At 67.5% G+C, this 13,028-nt stretch carries 13 protein-coding genes and 1 tRNA gene; 5 read left to right on the forward strand and 9 right to left on the reverse strand.

The annotated features are described in order from the left end of the window. Positions 1-233 precede the first annotated feature (233 nt). From BL254_RS21505 to BL254_RS21525, 5 genes are read right to left on the reverse strand one after another with little or no spacing between them, the layout of a single operon-like run. A complete protein-coding gene (locus tag BL254_RS21505) occupies positions 234-1,472 on the reverse strand; it encodes an alpha/beta hydrolase (protein WP_083731295.1) in 1,239 nt (412 codons plus the stop codon). Continuing rightward, a complete protein-coding gene (locus BL254_RS21510) occupies positions 1,465-2,313 on the reverse strand; it encodes a tryptophan 2,3-dioxygenase family protein (protein WP_047224395.1) in 849 nt (282 codons plus the stop codon). Before BL254_RS21510 ends, BL254_RS21505 begins: the two co-directional genes overlap by 8 nt. A gap of 7 nt (positions 2,314-2,320) precedes the next feature. Then, on the reverse strand, positions 2,321-3,265 hold the full coding sequence (locus tag BL254_RS21515) for a diiron oxygenase (RefSeq protein WP_371391140.1): 945 nt from the start codon (positions 3,263-3,265) through the stop codon (positions 2,321-2,323). Between the two features lie 2 nt (positions 3,266-3,267). After that, the gene (locus tag BL254_RS21520; RefSeq protein ID WP_076844841.1) at positions 3,268-4,575 is read right to left on the reverse strand and encodes an aminotransferase class I/II-fold pyridoxal phosphate-dependent enzyme; all 1,308 of its coding nucleotides are present in this window, start codon (positions 4,573-4,575) and stop codon (positions 3,268-3,270) included. Continuing rightward, the gene (locus BL254_RS21525; RefSeq protein ID WP_076844843.1) at positions 4,575-5,399 is read right to left on the reverse strand and encodes an SDR family NAD(P)-dependent oxidoreductase; all 825 of its coding nucleotides are present in this window, start codon (positions 5,397-5,399) and stop codon (positions 4,575-4,577) included. The genes BL254_RS21520 and BL254_RS21525 overlap by 1 nt, the downstream gene beginning before the upstream one ends. Positions 5,400-5,923: 524 nt before the next feature. Here BL254_RS21525 and BL254_RS21530 point away from each other — a divergent pair. The 3 genes from BL254_RS21530 to BL254_RS21540 are packed head-to-tail and all read left to right on the forward strand — an operon-like array spanning position 5,924 to position 7,511. Further along, positions 5,924-6,172, forward strand: a complete 249-nt coding sequence (locus tag BL254_RS21530; RefSeq protein WP_013872141.1) for a FitA-like ribbon-helix-helix domain-containing protein — start codon at positions 5,924-5,926, stop codon at positions 6,170-6,172. Beyond that, the gene (locus BL254_RS21535) at positions 6,169-6,600 is read left to right on the forward strand and encodes a type II toxin-antitoxin system VapC family toxin (RefSeq protein WP_047224398.1); all 432 of its coding nucleotides are present in this window, start codon (positions 6,169-6,171) and stop codon (positions 6,598-6,600) included. The genes BL254_RS21530 and BL254_RS21535 overlap by 4 nt, the downstream gene beginning before the upstream one ends. A 14-nt stretch (positions 6,601-6,614) precedes the next feature. Further along, on the forward strand, positions 6,615-7,511 hold the full coding sequence (locus BL254_RS21540) for an exonuclease domain-containing protein (protein WP_047224399.1): 897 nt from the start codon (positions 6,615-6,617) through the stop codon (positions 7,509-7,511). A gap of 248 nt (positions 7,512-7,759) precedes the next feature. On the opposite strand, the gene BL254_RS21545 is transcribed toward BL254_RS21540, so the two are convergent. From BL254_RS21545 to BL254_RS21555, 3 genes are all read right to left on the reverse strand, one after another. Next, positions 7,760-8,167 carry a PIN domain nuclease gene (locus BL254_RS21545; RefSeq protein ID WP_076844845.1) on the reverse strand — a complete coding sequence of 136 codons (408 nt, stop codon included), beginning with the start codon at positions 8,165-8,167 and terminating at the stop codon, positions 7,760-7,762. Further along, entirely contained in the window at positions 8,164-8,397 is a 234-nt protein-coding gene (locus BL254_RS21550; protein ID WP_076844847.1) for a FitA-like ribbon-helix-helix domain-containing protein, read from the reverse strand. Before BL254_RS21550 ends, BL254_RS21545 begins: the two co-directional genes overlap by 4 nt. Before the next feature lie 489 nt (positions 8,398-8,886). Beyond that, positions 8,887-8,960 (reverse strand) — tRNA-Gly (locus BL254_RS21555). Between the two features lie 205 nt (positions 8,961-9,165). On the opposite strand from BL254_RS21555, the gene BL254_RS21560 reads away from it, so the two are divergent. Both BL254_RS21560 and dcd read left to right on the forward strand, forming a co-directional pair. After that, on the forward strand, positions 9,166-9,948 hold the full coding sequence (locus tag BL254_RS21560) for a TNT domain-containing protein (protein ID WP_076844849.1): 783 nt from the start codon (positions 9,166-9,168) through the stop codon (positions 9,946-9,948). A 64-nt stretch (positions 9,949-10,012) separates the two neighbouring features. Further along, positions 10,013-10,639 carry a dCTP deaminase gene (gene dcd, locus BL254_RS21565; protein WP_076844851.1) on the forward strand — a complete coding sequence of 209 codons (627 nt, stop codon included), beginning with the start codon at positions 10,013-10,015 and terminating at the stop codon, positions 10,637-10,639. Between the two features lie 25 nt (positions 10,640-10,664). On the opposite strand, the gene BL254_RS21570 is transcribed toward dcd, so the two are convergent. Next, positions 10,665-13,019 (reverse strand): glycoside hydrolase family 65 protein, encoded by a 2,355-nt coding sequence (locus BL254_RS21570; RefSeq protein WP_076844869.1) that lies wholly within the window; start codon positions 13,017-13,019, stop codon positions 10,665-10,667. Positions 13,020-13,028 lie beyond the last annotated feature (9 nt).

The raw sequence follows: 13,028 nt of genomic DNA on the forward strand, positions 1-13,028 counted from the left end.
CAATCCATTCTATCGTGGTGGTCCGCGCATGGAAGTATGACGCACCGCCCGAGTGCATACGCCAAAAACCGCACTGAAACGATCAAGCAGATATTGATCTTGTCGGCGCCCGTTCTTATCTTAGCGGCATTGTGGCCAATACACCCAGAAGGAGGCGGTGTCAATTATCGACCGCTGTTCCATTCCTAACCGTCCGCCAGGACGCAACGCCCCACCGGCACGCAMGCACCCCTTCAAATCCCCTGCCAGCACCCCGACAACCGGACGGGAGAAGAAGATCGAACCAGGTCTTCAAGTTTTCCATTCAAAATCTTTGACCGGATCGCGATCTGAATCATGCGTACGGCAGTTCTGAGAACATCCAGGGAAAGGAGAGCCATCAATGGAGCTACCAGACGGCTCCGCCGTACCATTCCTCCAACAGGAACGGGTACCAGTGACTCGGACCGCACGACATGGATACTGCGAAGAGCACACCTCGCACTCACCGCGGAGACCGGCCAGATCCGACCTCGAGCGCCGGATTTCCGGGGGGGTGACAGCAGGCCCATCTGCGTCAGGACTGCCCGGCCGAGTGGTGTTTCCGGGTCCCCGAGGACGAGAGGGAGATCGAAGTGGTTCCGGGCGGGCACCACAAGATCGGCAACTGGCGTGCCCGCTCGGGTCAGGGATGATACGAACTGTCTGTGCTGGGCGGCGAAGGCGGCCGTCTCGTTGTCGCCGCGGGCGACGATCAGCGGTGGGGCGTCGCCGTGGACATGACGAATCGGGCTGTTGCGGGCCGCTTCGGCTGCGGTGAGCCCGATCTGTTCTCCGACATAGGTGTGCCGCAGCGGCTCGAGATCGTAGATACCGCTGAGCAGGCAGGCACCGCGGATCACGTCGAAGGGGCGCAGCGCGGGAGAGAGCCAACCGTCCATCACACACATCGCGGCGAGATGAGCCCCGGCGGAGGAACCGCTCAGGAAGATCCGCTGGGGGTCGACGCCCAGCTCGGCGGCGTGCCGAAAAATCCACAGTATGGCGTTGCGGACCATGGCGACGATCTCGTCCAGTCGGTGAGCGGGCGCGAGCCCGTACCCCAACGCGGCGAAGGACGCTCCTCTCGTGACGAAGTCCGGCGCGGCGAAGGACGACTCCTCCTTGCTCAGTTCCTGCCAGTAGCCGCCGTGGATGAAGACCTGTAGCGGCGCGTCGGGACCAGCGGCGGGGAAGAAGTGGAGCCGCTGGGCGGAGGTGTCTCCGTAGGAGATTTCTTTCCATGGCAGGGTTGCGCGGGCATCAGCCGACCTGTCCGCGTACATGCGTAGGTAAGTTCTCATGTCGGCTACGGTCAGGCTGGGCGAGTACGCCTGGTCGCGTAGTTCCCGGCTGGTCTCCCACGGGGGCGGTGACGTCCCACCGGCCGTGGTCCTGCCGTCTCCCGTGCCGTCGTTTCCCGTGCCGTCGTGGGTTCTCGCCGGCCTAGCCATCGGATTCCTGTCGAAGGGATTCGGGGGCGTGAACCCGCGGAAGGCTTCCGTCGTTCGGCGGGCCGAAACGACTCCTTGCCTCCCAGAGTTCCGGATAGAATTTCATCGGAACCCGTTCCGCCAGGTAGCCGCCACCTGTGCTGCCACCTGTCCCAGGTTTTCCACCGAGCTGGCGCACCACCGTCATCTGGTGCCGCAGGCGCCAGGTCGACCACATCTGGTCGTGGTCGATCAGCGCTTCGGAGAGCTCCCACAGCTCGTTGTACCGATCGTCGCCGACCGCTATTTCGTAGAAGATCGCGGCTCGCTGCTGTGGGGTGCCGACGGCGAAACCAGCGACGGCCAGAAGCGTGATGAAAGAGTCCCACAGGTCCGGTTCGGTCAGTCGCCGGGACAGCCGCTGGTGGTCCTCGGTGCTCAGCCAGACGGCCCTGTCCAGCCAACCGCTGTCGTCGGCACCGGACAGGAATTCTATTTCTCGGAACTGCGTCGACTGAAGCCCGCTGGACGACCCCAGCGTTCCACGGAACTCCAGGAATCCGTGCGGCGTCATGGTGTCGACGACGTCGATCTGGTTCACCAGCACGCGCTCGATCTCGTGGCAGCGGCGCAGCCGGAGGCGGGCCCGGTAGGCGTCGCCGTCAAGCATCCGGTCCCTGGCGTTGGAAAGCTCGAACAGCAGCACCTTGAACCACAGCTCATACACCTGGTGGACAGTGATGAAGAGCAGTTCGTCATGGGCAGGGGGTGAGCTTCTGCACCGCTGCTGGTCGAGCACGTGGGGAAGGCGAAGGTAGGTCGCGTAGGTGAGTCCGCTGTCATGATCGGCGGAAGGCTGCATGGTGTCCTCACTCGATGCCGTGGGCGGCGAAGGTCTCCCTCGCTCCAGGAAGATCGAGGACGCCGGCGGACTCGCACATCCGCCGGGTGGCCTGGGCGACCTCGCGGATTCGTCGGGTCGCGGCGGTACCCCCGTAGACGTCCCGGAGCACGGTGTCGGCAGTGGGCTCGTCGAGGCCTGCGAGCAGGAGAGAGGAGCGGACCGGCGCGGTGTCCCAGACGAGACATGCCCTGATCAGAGGCGGGATGGCGTGCGCCACGCGGGCCCGGAGCGAGGGTTCCAGATGTCCCCACAGAAGGTGGAAGAACGCGACGAAGAACCGGTGGTGGTGTCCCTCGTCACGGGCATGGTCCCGGGTCACCTCCCGGACCGCGGTGACGACCGTGGGATCGTTGGGGACCTCGTTGAGGACCGCGGTTATCAACGTCTCGAACACGATCACCTGCAGCAGATGAGCGAGCACCGGTTCGCCGGGGAGAATGGCGCGCCCGGTCTCCTCGAGACGTTCGACGAACCMGCCGTAGTCCCACCGGGGTATTGGGATCCCCGTGGCGGTGGCGATCTGGTCGGCCAGATCGAGACTGTACAGCGAGTGATACCCCTCGTCACAGTATATTTTGTAGGCGTCCAGACGACACGAACGAGGYAGGTCGAAGCCCACCCGATTCCCGGCGATCCGCTCCGCCCCACGGTTGACGATCCTGGTCTCCAGGTGCGTTGCCGACAGCAGAAACTGGTACAGGTGACGCACGGTGAGTTCCCGTGTCAGGGCGGCCGGGAGAACACGGACGGCTTCGTGGGCAAGATAAGGAACCAGCTCGGAGGGAAAGAACACCCGTCCTTCCTCCATGTCCCGGTGAAATGTCCGCCGACTCCCACCGCGGACTCCCGCCGAGCTGTACCAGTCGTTCATCGGTTGAGCCGCTCCCGGCCTGCTCGGTTTCTTCTCCATCGTCAGCCCTCGACGTTTTCGTACCGCGTAGCACCGACCGGACGGGAGGAGACAGCGGCTCTTTCGTCACCCCGCGGCTCGGACGTGCCAAGGAGCCGAACAACACGGCTGATGCCCTCCGTTACCACGGCCAGGTCGGTGGCATAGCAGATCCGGAACCATCCGGGATCCGGGCTGGCGAAGAACTGGCCCGGCAGGACGTTGACACAGGCCTGTTCAAGAATTCTTTCCCACAGGGCGTGTTCGGCCGCGAAGGTGGGGGCGGTCAGCCACGCCCCCAGGTCGACCCACAGCGAAAATCCCGCCCCCACCGGCACGAAGGGAATACCAGCGGCGGTGAGGAGATCGACCGACGAAGCATAGGAAAGGGCAAGCCGTCGACGACTCTCCGCGAGGAAACGAGCAACCCATGCCCGGTCGGCGAGCACATCCCGCAGAAGTGCCTGGGTGTCGGTCGATGTCGCGGCGAAGTAGGCGAGTGCCCGGGCCGCGGCACAGACCTCGGGATCGGGACTGCACAGAACACCRATCTTGAAGCCGGGTAGTCCGAAGTCCTTCGCGAATCCCCACACGATGTGGACCCGTCCGGTCCCGGCCGCCCTCACCTCGGGATCGAGAAAGCTGACGAACGGTGTCTCGCCGAAGACCGAATTGGCGTAGATCTCGTCCACGATGACGTCCACCCCGTGCTGACCGGCGACCTCGGCGATCTCCCGGAGGACCTGCGGCGGGTGGACGTGACCGACCGGGTTCCCCGGTGAGGCCAGTGCCACGRCACGGACGGTGACACCCCGCTCGCGAGCACGGGTCAGCGCGTGGCCTATCTCCGAGGTCGTCACCTGGAAGTTCCTGCCAGCGCTCAGGGGCACGGGCAGCAGGCGGGCGCCGGAACGCCCGAGCAGGTCGACGTCGAAAGCCCCGTAGTAGGGAGCGGGCACGACGACCGCCTCCCCCGGATCGCACAGGACGGAGGCGATGACGTCCAGAGCGCTCGTCACCCCGCTGACCACGACAAGGTGTTCCGGGTCCACCTCCGTCCGGCAGACTCCGCCGAGGAAACGAGCGAGCTGTTCCCGGAAGGCGTCGGTGCCGTGCAGCGGGGCGTAGTGGGTGTCCGCGGCGCTCAGTGGACGCGGGCCGGTCAGCCGGGGCGCCAGCAGGTCCCACACCAGTCGGTTCTCCGCCGTACCAAGATTGATGTACCCGTCCGGGCGCAGCCGGGGATGGTACGGATGCGCCTCCGCTCGGAAGTGCGCCGCGGCGATCGCCGGCGGCTGGGCGGCCAACGCCGCCGCACGCCTCGACACCATCAGCGACCCCCCGGACGGCCGCCACRCACCCGGTCGGATTCCGCGGAGTGCTCGGCAAGCAGGCCGGGACGTACTCCCAGGCCCATCGACGCGTCCACGACCGCCCCGTGCAGCACGCCGGATCCGTTGCCRCACAACCACCACACCAGCTCCGCGATCTCCTCCGGCCGGATCAGCCTGCCCTTCGGCAGATTCGCCTCGAAGTCGAGCCGGGCCTGCGGCGCCAGCCGGTCGAGCGTGCTCTCCCGCAGCATGGGCGTGTCGACCGCCCCCGGGCACACCGCCATGACATCGACCGGAGAATGCGCCGTCTCCGCCGCGAGATGGCGGGTCAGGTAGGCGAGCGCCGCTTTGCTCATGCCGTCCACGACGTCGAATCCCGGGAACTGCGCCACCCCGCCGCCGACGCTGCAGATATTGACGATCTTCCCGTAGCCGCGGTCCAGCATGCCCGGCAGGAGGCGCCGGATCAGCCACAGCGGGCCGATGCTGTTGATCCGCAGGAACGCCTCGTCCCGGTCGCGCGAATCCTCGACATACCGGTCGATACTCCGCGTGCCCACGGCGGCGTTGTTGACGAGCACGTCCACCGGGCCGGGAAGCGCCGCCAGCAGAGCGTCATGGCTGCCCCGCTCCCCCTGCCTGAACTCGAAGGCGCGCACCCGGGCGCCGTCAGTCGTGCGCAGGTCCGACACAACCGACTCGGCGACGTCCCGTCGGGAGTGGTAGGTGAACCACACATTGTCATCATTACGGGCGAACCGTGTCACGGTGGCCAGACCCACACCACTGGAGCCACCAGTGATCAGGACGTTTCGCGGCATCGTGTCCTTTCCTGTGATCCTGTGGAGAGCGGCTCCTGTGCGGAGCGGCGCGCCGGGGCCTGCGCTGRCCCGCCACGAGACGCCCGGAGCAACCATGAGGAGGGCGCGCCGAACTACCCGGCCCAGACGATCCGTCGATCACGCTGTCCAGCTCCGGCAGCTTGATCGGCAGTCATGTGGTCGGGATGGTCAGGTCGTTCCTCATGGCCGGGACCGTGCTGTCAGCGACGACAGCACACGCCTCAGCCTGCGCCGGATGGTTACGGAAATCTCATGACGCGGACTCTGCCCGCAGCGCCTGCGGTCCGGGACGATAGCGAGTCGCGGTCAGCAGGTACGGACTCTAGCAGCACTTTCACCCCGTATCCACGGACTCCTCCCCGTTTTTCCGCAGTAGGTTCGGATCGAATGCGAGCAGCCTCCAGGCTTGTCCGCGACGTCAGCCGGATCTGGCGCGGATTCCGCACACCCAGCTTGCAATGCATGCAGTGCTAGCATTGGATGGCTGGAAGGGGTGGTATGTCATGGCGACGTTGACGATCAGGGATCTGGATGACGAGGTGAAGGCGCGGCTACGGGTCCGCGCGGCGCACAACGGCCGGTCCATGGAGGCGGAGGCCCGGGCGATCCTCCGGGCCGCCCTGACCGGGCCGGCCCCGCGACGCGGGCTGGGCAGCCAGATCCACCAGTACTTCGCGGACCTCGACGAGGACGTGGAGCTTGCGCTGCCGCCACGCACGGAGCCACCGAGAGCGGCAGACCTCTCCTCATGATCACGCTGGACACGAACGTCGTCTCGGAGCTGATGCGCGCCCGGGCTGATCCAGGGGTCGTTGCCTGGATCGACAGCCAGCCCGCCGACGAGATCTACCTGACCGCGGTGACCATGGCCGAGCTGCGCTACGGCGTCGCCCGGGTGCCCGAGGGGCGACGCCGCACCGACCTGGCCGACCGGCTGCAACGTGCCGTCGAGGCGGGTTTCGCCGGCCGCGTCCTGCCCTTCGACGACGACGCGGCGGCCCACTACGCGGACATCGTCATGGGACGCGAGCGGCGGGGCCTGCCCATCGCCATGGCCGACGCCCAGATCGCGGCCATCTGCCGCTCACACTCCGCTGGCCTCGCCACCCGCAACACCGGGGACTTCGTCCACACCGGCATCGACCTGACAAACCCCTGGCAGACAACACCAGCCAACTGACCGGGCCGAGCATCATGGGACGATCCGACGCTGTGAGCTCCCCGTTACTTCAACCGTCGACCATCGCAGCCGCCTATCCCCACCGCTATGTGGTGGTGGACGTGGAGACCGCCGGACTGATAGCACAGCGTAGCCGAATCCTCTCGGTAGCCGTAGTGCACGTGGCGTCGGACGGCACGGTGGAACGGCGATGGTCGACCCTGCTCGATCCGGGATGCGATCCCGGGCCGGTGCACATTCACGGGCTCACCCGCGAACGGCTGGCCGGCAGCCCCATATTCGACCTGGTAGCCGATTCTCTGCTGCCGCTGCTCGACGGCCGGATCTTCGTCGCGCACAATGCGGTTTTCGACTGGCAGATGCTTGCCACCGAAGCAATGCGGCTGGGCATCCGCCTCCCTGTCGAATGGCGGCTGTGTACCCGGGTTCTCGCCCACCGGCTCGATCTCGACCTGCCGAACCTCAAACTGGCGACGCTGGCGGAGTACTGGGGAGTCGTCCAACGTCAGGCCCACGACGCCGTCGACGATGCCGACGTCCTCGCCGCTCTGCTGCCGCGGGCGTTGGGGCACGCCGCCAGCCAGCAACTGGACCTGCCCCTCGCCTCCTGCGGCACAGCGCGTGACGACGTGGCAATCCTGCCCGCCCGGCCCCGGGCAACCATGCGAAAACCGCCCTGCCCCTATCTCAATCCGGGGCTGCTCACCGTTGGCGGGCCGCTCGTCCAGGGCATGCGGGTTGCCTTCACCGGAGATACCGTTATTGATCGTGAAGAATTAGTCGAGAAAGCTACGGCTGCCGGACTACACGTCACCAGCGCGGTCAGCCGTCGGACCAGCGTTGTGCTCACCAACGACATCCGCAGCGGAACAAGCAAGGCCCGCGCCCACGGCATCGAGGTCAAGGACTGAAAGCGGGATGCTCCCGGGCCGATCCAGGATGCGTCCCGCTCGGCATCCGCCCCGGCACTGCCGCGGTACGTCGTCACGACTGTTCACGGCCACGCACAGCCGGCCACGTGGCGCGGCCCGCACCGCGTCTGACCGCACCGATCCTGACAGCACATCCGCTACTGCTGGCCCGCAGATGGCCCAAAAAACCCCAGCCACAGGAACGTGGGAGGTTATCTTGACTGTCAGCCGTGCCGCGATGCGGGGGATCAGGACAATCGGCACAACGGTTGCCCGGTCAGGTCGGCGATCAGCTCAAAGTCCTTGTCGTAATGCAGGAGCGTAAGCCCGGCAGCTTCCGCCGTCGCTGCGATCAGCAGATCGGGGATACTGGGAGTTCTGTGGTGGCCGGCCGCGGCCAACATGCCTTGGACCTCGTAGGCACGTCGGGTCACGGCGGTCGGCATGTCCCACTGAATGGCCATGCGCGCGAGCGGCGGGGTACCGAGAAGCCGGGTGTGTTCAGGGCCGTTGCGGGCCGAGTACCCCACTTCGAGCAGTGTGACCGCACAGATGTGCATCAGACCTTGATCGACTCGCCGTGACCAGACCGGCTCGTCGGGATGGGCCGGTATGCGGACCATCGCCGACTTGTCGATGAGCCAGCCCTCAGTCACGACCAGGCACCGCGCATCACATCCTCGTCGGCAAGGTCCGAGATCAGCTCGTTGAGCTGTACCCAGTCCTCCCGTCCAAGGGGTGGACGAGCGTCGCGCGACRCTCGCTCGGCTTCGGCAGCAAGCATGCGGCGCAGATACTCGACGCGCGAGATCCCGGCGCGGGCAGCGGCGGCGTCGAGCTCGGCAAGAACCCCATCGGGCACGTCGCGGACGAGGACGTCGGCCATGGGCGTCACCTCACACGTTTGATATCAGATTCCCCATCTACGATATCATGATCAGTTACGTGAGGCGATCATCAAGCGGCTCTGGTGCGGCTCCCGTGGATGCGGCGTTTGACCGTCCAGGTCTCCAAAAGCCCACCTACACGACTGCCGTCACGCGGGCCTGACCCTGGCGGCCCAGTCCGGCGCCACCCTCCACGAACTCATGGCCCTCGGCGGCCACTCAACCCCACGCGCCGCCCTGATCTACCAGAAGGCCACCAGAGACCGCGCCGCAGAGGTCGCCCGAACCATGTCCACCCGCCTGGCCCGAGGCAGCACCATCCGCATGCGCCCCACCCCCTGAGATGGCACACCCACCCCCACTGGCACGCGGATGGCAAAAATCATGATCCACCTGCGCCTACCCGTGGGGGGTATGGGGGGCTCGGCCCCCCAACAGATATTGCGAAACGCCCAGGTCAGACCCCGTCTGACAGACCTGTCCCAAAGTGGAGCGGGCGACGGGAATCGAACCCGCGTTGCAAGCTTGGGAAGCTCGTGTTCTGCCTCTGAACTACGCCCGCGTGCTGCCTTCAGCATCCTACAGGCTCGCGTGGGCGAGATGCGGTGCGGTGGGACCCAACCGGCGTCAGCCGGAGGCACGTGTCGCTACAGGGCGGACGACACACGGTATATCCGCCCGGAGAACGCGATCCATGTCCGTGAGCAGATCTTTTACTACTCTCCCGGATCGATGTGCTACTCAGAGCACACGTCCGGGAGGAATACGTGCAGTTTCGCAAGAGCATGATCTCGTTGACGGCTGGAGCCCTGCTCCTTGCCGGTGCCGCCTTCGCCGACGCCACATCCGCCTCGGCCGCGCCCGCCTCCACCACCGACGGCACCGCGATCACCGTCGGTGCGACGACCGACGGCTCGACGACCGGTGATCCGACGGATGGGCACCGCTCGCCGGGCGAGTGTTCGGAGGCCGACTTCCGGGACGACTCACGGCTGGGACCCCGAAAACTGCCGGTCACCGGCGAGGTGGGCCGGGAGYTGTCCCACTACCAGCGGACCGGCGGGGAGCCGGTCCAGCAGTTCCTGGACACCTGGTGGGACCCGTCCGCCCGGTCCGGCCAGGGCGGCTGGCAGTACCCGCCGAAGGACGGATACCTGATCAATCCGGACGGTACCCCGCAGCGGACGGTGACATCGCTGACCCCGGGGCTGGAGTTCGACCGCTTCGGTGGCACGGGCGGCAACTTCGCCTCCCCGGAGGGGACGAAATACGCCGCCCGGGCCATCCCGCCGTCCAACCTGGACTCCACCACGGACCCGGGTAGCTGCAACTACCACGCCTACCGGGTGCTGCAGACGTTCTCCGTGTACAGCGGCGCCATCCGGCCGTGGTTCGACCAGCCCGGCTACGGACAGCAGTACCAGGTGGTCAGCGCGCTCATCCCGGGGGCGCCGGTCGTCGATCCGGTCTCCGATGCGCTGCCCATCCAGTGGCTGCTCGACAACCAGCTCATCTGCTCGACGACCGACGCGGCCTACCTCTGCCAGTGACGGGACGACGGATGCCCCCGTCCGACGACCGCGACAAGGCCGGCGGACGGTAGCGTGCTCGGACGTGCTGCTGTCTGACYGGGACATCCGAGCCGAGATCGCCGCGGGACGCGTCCGCCTGGAACCGTACGATCCGGTTCTCGTCCAACCCAGCAGTATCGATCTGCGGCTCGACCGGTGGTTCCGGGTGTTCCAGAACCACCGGTACAGCCACATCGACCCCGCCATCGAGCAGGAGGACCTGACCGAGCTTGTCGCGCCGGACGTCGACGAGCCGTTCGTCCTGCATCCCGGGGAGTTCGTCCTCGGCTCGACCCTCGAGATCGTCACCCTGCCGGACGATCTCGCCGGCCGGTTGGAGGGCAAGTCCAGCCTCGGCCGCCTCGGCCTGCTCACACACTCGACCGCGGGTTTCATCGACCCGGGTTTCTCCGGCCACGTCACGCTTGAGCTGTCGAACGTGGCCACTCTGCCCATCAAGATCTGGCCGGGTATGAAGATCGGCCAACTGTGCCTGTTCCGGCTCTCCTCGCCGGCGACGCACCCGTACGGCTCGGCCGTCTACGGCTCGCGCTATCAGGGCCAGCGCGGCCCCACGCCGTCCCGCGCCTACCGTGACTTCACCCGCGCCGCCGTCTCCCCGGACGACCACAACCGCGACCGTAACCACAATCACGACCACACCGGGTGACATCCACGTGGGCGCGGCGGTCGCCTCACAGGTTCGGGCGGAAGCGCACCGGCTCCCGTCCGAACGGCTGGCCGGGAGCCGGCCGGGTGGGCGACGGCGGCACGGGACGGCTCACCGGCTCCTTCGTCGTCACCCGCACCTGTTCGCCGTGGTGGACGATGACGGTCGGGTCGCCGCGCAGCAGCACGTAGGACGCGACGGCGTCGGTGACCTCGACCCGCAGCCGCCGGCCCCGCCGGGACAGCGTGAACGCCAGCCGGCTGATCCCCTCCGGCAGCCGGGGCGCGAACGACAGCGTCTCCCCGGTGTCGCGCAACCCGCCGAACCCCTCGACCAGCGCGATCCAGCTCCCGGCGAGCGAGGCGATGTGCAGGCCGTCCACGGCCCGGTTCGACAGGTCGCGCAGATCCGTCAGCGCGGCCTCACGCAGGTAGTCGTGGGCGAGCCCGAGATGGCCGACCTCGGCGGCCATCACCGCCTGGTAGCACGCCGACAACGACGAGTCGCGGACGGTCAGGGCCTCGTAGTAGGCGAAGTTGCGAGCCTTCTGCTCCTCGGTGAACGCGTCCCCCCTGCGCACCATCGCCAGCACCAGATCGGCCTGTTTGACGACCTGCTTGCGGTACAGGTCGAAGTACGGGAAGTGCAGCAGCATCGGGTACTGGTCGGGGCGGGTGCGCTCGAAGTTCCACACCTGGTGCCGGGTGAACCCCTCCGACTGCGGATGCACGCCCAGCTTCTCGTCGAACGGGATGTACATGTCCTCGGCGGCGTCGCGCCAGGACGCGGTCTCCTCCGCGTCCACACCGAGTTCGCGCGCCCTGTCCGGATGCCGCCGGACGGCGTTCGCCGCCTCGACCAGGTTCTGCTGCGCCATCAGGTTCGTGTAGACGTTGTTGTCCGCGACCACGCTGTACTCGTCCGGGCCGGTCACGCCGTCGATGTTGAAGTCGCCGTCGAGGTCGTGGTGGCCGAGGGAGCGCCACAGCCGGGCGGTGTCGACGAGCAGTTCCAGGCCGACGTCGCGCTCGAAGCCGTCGTCCCCGGTCGCGCGGACGTAGCGGACGACCGCGTCCGCGATGTCGGCGTTGATGTGGAACGCCGCCGTGCCCGCCGGCCAGTACCCCGAGCACTCCTCGCCGTGGATCGTCCGCCAGGGGAACGCCGCGCCGGAGAAGCCGAGCGTGCGGGCCCGTTCACGGGCCAGCGGCAGGGTGGCCTGTCGCCACCGCAGGGCGTCCGCCGCCGCGTGCGGGGCGATGTAGGCGAGCATCGGCAGGACGTAGCTCTCGGTGTCCCAGAAGGCGTGCCCGTCGTAGCCGGTGCCGGTCAGCCCCYTGGCCGGGATCGACCGGCGCTCGGCCCGCGCACCGGCCTGCAGCACGTGGAACAGGGCGAACCGAACGGCCTGCTGCACCTCGGCGTCGCCGTCGACCTCGACGTCGGCCCGCGCCCAGAAGTCGTCGAGGTAGGCCTGCTGCTCGGCGAGCATGCCAGCCCAGCCGGTCTGCCTGGCCGCGGTCAGCGCGGCGGCGGCCTGGTCCCGCAGCGCCGGCAGGGAACGCTGCTCCGACCAGCCGTAGGCGATGAACTTGACCATGCGCAGCGTGCTGCCGACGTCCAGCACGGCCGTCACGGTGATCCGGCAGGAGTCCTCGTCGCTCTCGGCGGTGACTCCCAGCCCGGGCAGCGGGTCGATCACATGGTCCATCGCGGCGGCGACCCGCAGGCCGCTGCGCCGGGTCTGGTGCACCAGCTCCGCGTACGTGCCGTGGCTGCCGTTCCACTCCGCCTGCAACGGCGCCTCCAGCACGGCGGCCGTCCGCGGGTCCGCGCTCTGCGGCGGCATCTGCTCGTTGGCGACCAGCTCGGACTGGATCACCAGCCGCGCCGGGACGTCCAGCGGTTCGACCTCGTAGCAGATCGCCGCCATGGCCCGCTGGACGAAGGACACCAGGCGCACCGTCGACACCCTGATCGCCTGACCGGCCGGTGACACCCACTCGGYCGTGCGCCGCAGCACGCCCGCGCGGAAGTCCAGCACCCGTTCGTGGGCCCGCAGCTCCCCGTAGCGGACGTCGAAGGGCTCGTCGTCCACCAGCAGGCGGATGAGCTTGCCGTTGGTGACGTTGATGACCGTCTGGCCGGACTCCGGATACCCGTAGCCGGCTTCGGCGTACGGCAGCGGACGCAGCTCGTGCACCGAGTTCAGATAGGTGCCGGGCAGGGCGTGCGGCTCGCCCTCGTCCAGGTTCGCCCGCAGGCCGACATGGCCGTTGGACAGGGCGAACAGCGACTCCGACCGGGCCAGCAGCTTCGGGTCGAGACCGCACTCACGCAGATGCCACGGCTCGACCGGGAACGACACGTTACCGATCACGACACGCTT

It is taken from the genome of Protofrankia sp. BMG5.30 (genome assembly GCF_001983005.1).
GTDB lineage: Bacteria > Actinomycetota > Actinomycetes > Frankiales > Frankiaceae > Protofrankia > Protofrankia coriariae.

Bases quoted from the DNA above. Each gene is read 5' to 3' on its own strand.
- BL254_RS21510 (WP_047224395.1), bottom strand. From the start codon at position 2,313: ATGCAGCCTTCCGCCGATCATGACAGCGGACTCACCTACGCGACCTAC.
- BL254_RS21505 (WP_083731295.1), bottom strand. From the start codon at position 1,472: ATGGCTAGGCCGGCGAGAACCCACGACGGCACGGGAAACGACGGCACG.
- BL254_RS21530 (WP_013872141.1), top strand. From the start codon at position 5,924: ATGGCGACGTTGACGATCAGGGATCTGGATGACGAGGTGAAGGCGCGG.
- BL254_RS21540 (WP_047224399.1), top strand. From the start codon at position 6,615: ATGGGACGATCCGACGCTGTGAGCTCCCCGTTACTTCAACCGTCGACC.
- BL254_RS21535 (WP_047224398.1), top strand. From the start codon at position 6,169: ATGATCACGCTGGACACGAACGTCGTCTCGGAGCTGATGCGCGCCCGG.